Below are 2955 nucleotides of genomic sequence, written 5' to 3' on the forward strand. Positions count from 1 at the left end.
CGACCAGCACCACCACCCCCCGACCCACTCACCCACACCAAACAGCGAAAGGCCTTGATATCTCTTATCACGTACGACTGCTGATGCGCGAGCCGACGAAGCGTAGCAGTACGGAAATACAGCGATGCGGGAAATACAGCGATGTGCCTTCCGCTTAACCCAGTGTATCAAGGCGAGTCGAAGACGTTGTGCCGGGTGGGATCGGCGGGCGGGGTCGGCGAGTGCGCCCAGTCCGGTCTGTCCCTTGAAAACCATAGGCTGGGGGTATGGATACTCAACAGATTATCGCGATTGTTGTGGTGGCGGTTATCGCCATCGCGCTGATTGTCGCCGGCGTGCTTGCTGACCGTTCGCGCAAGAAGCGTATCGATGCGGCCGAGCAGGCCCGTGAAGACCGTGAGGCCGCGGCGAAAGCGGCCGCCGACAAGGCGATTGCGGCGAAGCAAGCTGCCGGTGCCGAAGCCGGAACCGCCGCCGGGGCTGCATCGACGCCGTCTGGCCAGAAGTCGGGAGCTGAATCGGCTGAATCGACGAAACAAGCCGAATCAGCGCAATCAGCGGCTTCGTCAACCGAATCCGCCGGTTCGGCCGAATCCGCCCAACCTGAGAGCCAGACCTCCCAGACCGCTGAATCCCAGCCGCAGACGCCGGAATCCGCGACCTCCCGCATGACCCGTCTGAAGGCGCGCCTGGCGAACAGCGCAAACCCCTTCGGCAAGGCCCTGTTCAACATCCTCGCCAAGGACCACCTGTCCGAGGCTGACTGGGAGGATGTCGAGGACACGCTGCTTACGGCCGATGTCGGCGCGGACGCTTCCGAGCAGCTCGTCGATGAACTGCGTAACGACGCCCGCATCACCGGCACACACGACCCCGCTCAGGTGCGCGAGGCCTTGCGTTCCAAGCTGCTCGCGATGGTCGGTACGGATACCGACCGTCGTCTGAACGCCGACAAGCCCGAAGCGCACAAGCCGAGCGTCATCATCATGGTCGGTGTCAACGGCACTGGCAAGACCACGACCGCGGGCAAGCTCGCGCGCCTGTTCGTCGCCGACGGCAAGAGCGTGATGCTCGGCGCGGCGGATACCTTCCGCGCGGCGGCCGCCGATCAGCTGGAAACCTGGGGCGCGAAGGTCAATGTGCCGGTCGTGCGTTCCGACAAGGATGGCGCCGACCCCGCATCCGTCGCGTTCGAAGCGTCGCAGCGCGCGAAGAACGAGAACGCCGACGTGCTGATCATCGATACCGCGGGCCGCTTGCAGAACAAGGCGAACCTCATGGATGAGCTCGGCAAGATCCGCCGCGTCACCGAAAAGAACCTGCCGGTCGATGAGGTGCTGCTCGTCCTTGACGCGACCACCGGCCAGAACGGCATGGAACAGGCGAAGGTGTTCGCCCAGGCAATCGGCATCACCGGTGTTGTGCTGTCCAAGCTGGATGGTTCCGCGAAGGGCGGCATCGTGATTTCCGTGCAGAAGGAGCTTGGCGTGCCAGTCAAGCTGGTCGGTCTGGGCGAGGGCCCGGACGATTTGGCGCCCTTCAATCCGGAGGACTTCGTCGACGGCATTCTCGCCTGAACGCAACACTCGGTGCCGCCGTATGCAGTGACGCTACGGCGGCACTACATACGGCTTACGTGTCCGGCTGCGGCCATCGGTCTCCTGATAGCTAGGCGCGGTATCGAGGTATGTGCATCATCCAGCAGCATCTTGCATATCTGTAGTACGTTGCGGAACATATCGTTGCTACGAGGGTTCGCGACCGATCAAACCGGCGAGTACAGACAGCGGATTTCCCATGGTTCTCTTGCGGTATTGACGCTCATCGAACCCTGATAAGCGAGTTGCTTTCCGGCATGTACTACAGATAGCGCGGATACACCCGCCGAATCTCGATTCAGCGCCCCATATCATCGGCTGGCCGCGCCGGCAATGGAACCCGGACGGGCCATAACATGTCAGGCGACTGGTGCAGCCATCCCGACCGCGCTGGTGGTGTCTGCCGTCTGCGCATCAATGATGTCCGCAGTCGCGCTGTCCGCCTCGATGGGGGCTTCTGTTTTCGCGCTCCCAGCCCCAGCCGCCTCATCTTTCGCCGGAGCCCCGTGCAACGCAGCCTTCAAGAACAGCGGCGCGATGAGCGTCACCAGCGAAATCGTGAAAATAATCGTCGAATAGTAGTCGTCCGACAGAATATGCTGCGAGAAGCCGATTTGCGCGGTGATCAGCGCCATTTCACCGCGCGGAATCATACCCGTGCCGATGACGATGGAGCTACGCCCGTTGAACCCGGCCATCCGAGCGCCCAGCCCGCAGCCGACAATCTTCGTGATGACACCCAGCACGGTCATCACCACAATGAACCACACCAGATGCATGTCATGCACGGCCTCGGTGTTCAAGCCGATGCTCACAAAGAACAGCGGCACGAAGAAGCAGTCGCCAATCGGCTCGATATCTCGATCCACCTGCTCACGGTAGTCGCTGCGGCTCACGGCGATGCCCGCAAAGAACGCGCCCACCGCGTAGCTCAGCCCCACCAGTTCCGAGCACCAGGCCATCGCCAGGCAGATGATCGTCGCCATGATCGCAATGCCGCTCGGCGCTTTGAGCAGCGCGGCGAAGGTCATCAGCCACGGCGCCACCCACAGCACCACCACGACGGTCAGCGCGAAGAACGCGACCTGCTTGAGCGCGATCAGCCCGAGCTGCTGGAACGACACGCTGCCCGTGCTGATTAGCGTGCTCATGATGCTGAGCAGAATCACGCCGATCACATCATCCGCGACGGCCGCCCCCAGAATCGACGCGCCTTCCTTCGTGTCAAGACGCCCTGCCTCCTTCAAAACCGCCACCGAAATCGACACGGATGTCGCGGAGAACACGACGCCAATGAACAGGGATGACATGAGGTCGAACCCGAACACCATGCTCACCCCGCCCATGATGAGCACCG

At 62.3% G+C, this 2955-nt stretch carries 2 protein-coding genes; one reads left to right on the plus strand and one right to left on the minus strand.

Annotated features, from left to right (window positions below):
- The first annotated feature begins 266 nt into the window (after positions 1-266).
- Positions 267-1577, plus strand: coding sequence for a signal recognition particle-docking protein FtsY (ftsY, locus tag ACI38B_RS02365; RefSeq protein WP_439729369.1), 1311 nt, complete (start codon positions 267-269; stop codon positions 1575-1577).
- A gap of 380 nt (positions 1578-1957) precedes the next feature.
- On the opposite strand, the gene ACI38B_RS02370 is transcribed toward ftsY, so the two are convergent.
- Positions 1958-2955, minus strand: a 998-nt coding sequence (locus ACI38B_RS02370; RefSeq protein WP_439729370.1) for a cation:proton antiporter, incomplete at its 5' end; no start/stop codon positions are given.

Source organism: Bifidobacterium sp. (genome assembly GCF_051876855.1).
Classification (GTDB): Bacteria; Actinomycetota; Actinomycetes; order Actinomycetales; family Bifidobacteriaceae; genus Bifidobacterium.